Source organism: Streptomyces sp. NPDC006624 (assembly GCF_040611555.1).
GTDB lineage: Bacteria > Actinomycetota > Actinomycetes > Streptomycetales > Streptomycetaceae > Streptomyces.
This window is the reverse complement of record NZ_JBEXOM010000083.1, coordinates 1-1,170: the sequence shown is the minus strand read 5'-3', so window position 1 is coordinate 1,170 and position 1,170 is coordinate 1. Positions and strand designations below refer to the sequence as shown.

The following is a 1,170-nucleotide window of genomic DNA, read 5'->3' as shown; positions in this document are numbered from 1 at the left end:
CTGCCGGTTGGCATCGGTGAGGCGGAGTTGCTTGGGACGTTGGCGGCGGTGCTGGATCGTCATGATGTGCTGCGGTCGCGTTTGGTGCGCGGTGAGGGGGGTTGTGGCTGGGAGTTGGAGGTGAGTGCTCCTGGGAGTGTGCCGGTGGCGGGTCTGGTGCGGCGGGTGTCGTGTGACGGGCGGTGGCGGTCGCCGGGGTGGCGTGCTGTGGCGGCGCGTGAGCTGGATGCCGCGTTGGGTGGGCTGGATCCGGCTGGTGGGGTGATGGCGCGGTTCGTGTGGTTCGACGCGGGGGGTGGGACGGCGGGCCGGTTGTTGATCGTGCTGCATCACTTCGTGGTGGACGGGGTGTCGTGGCGGATTTTGCTGCCGGATCTGGCGCAGGCGTATGCGCGGGTGCGTGAGGGGCGTGCGGCTGGTCTGGCGGGGGTGGGGACGTCGGTGCGGCGCTGGGCGCATGCGCTGGTGGAGGAGGCGGGGCGCAGGGGTTCGGAGCTTGGGTATTGGAGGGGGGTGCTGGGGGAGTCGGAGCCTGTGCTGGGGCGTCGTGGGCTGGATCCGGTGGTGGACACGATGGCGACGGTGCGCACGGTGCGGGTGGTGGTGCCGGCTGGGGTGACGCGGGCGTTGCTGACGTCGGTTCCGGCGGTGTTCGGGGGTGGGGTGAACGATGGTCTGCTGGCGGCGTTGGGGTTGTCGGTGGCGCGGTGGCGTGGCCGGGAGCGGGTGCTGGTGAGGCTGGAGGGCCATGGTCGTGAGGAGGTGGTGGTGCCGGGGGCTGATCTGTCGCGGACGGTGGGCTGGTTCACGAGTATGTTCCCGGTGCGGCTGGATGTGTCGGGTGTGGATGTGGACGAGGCGTTCGCGGGTGGTGGGGCTGCGGGTCGTGTGGTGAAGGCGGTCAAGGAGCAGTTGCTGGCGGTTCCGGACCGGGGTGTGGGTTTTGGGCTGTTGCGGTATTTGCATCCTGTGGCTGGTGGGGAGTTGGCCCGGGCGGCGCAGCCGCAGATCGGGTTCAACTATCTGGGGCGGTTCTCGGCGTCGGACATGCCGGAGGAGTTGCGGGGTCTGGGCTGGACCCAGGTCGGTGAGTTCGACGAGATCGAGGCCGGGCTCGACACGGGCATGCCGGCCCTGTCCCCCCTGGAGATCGGCGCCTACGTCACCGAC

1 protein-coding gene is annotated in these 1,170 nt (G+C 70.0%); it reads left to right on the top strand.

All coding sequences use genetic code 11. The annotated features are described in order from the left end of the window. Positions 1 to 207: 207 nt before the first annotated feature. On the top strand, positions 208 to 1,170 hold a 963-nt coding region (locus tag ABZY20_RS37315), incomplete at its 3' end, for a condensation domain-containing protein (RefSeq protein WP_356447990.1).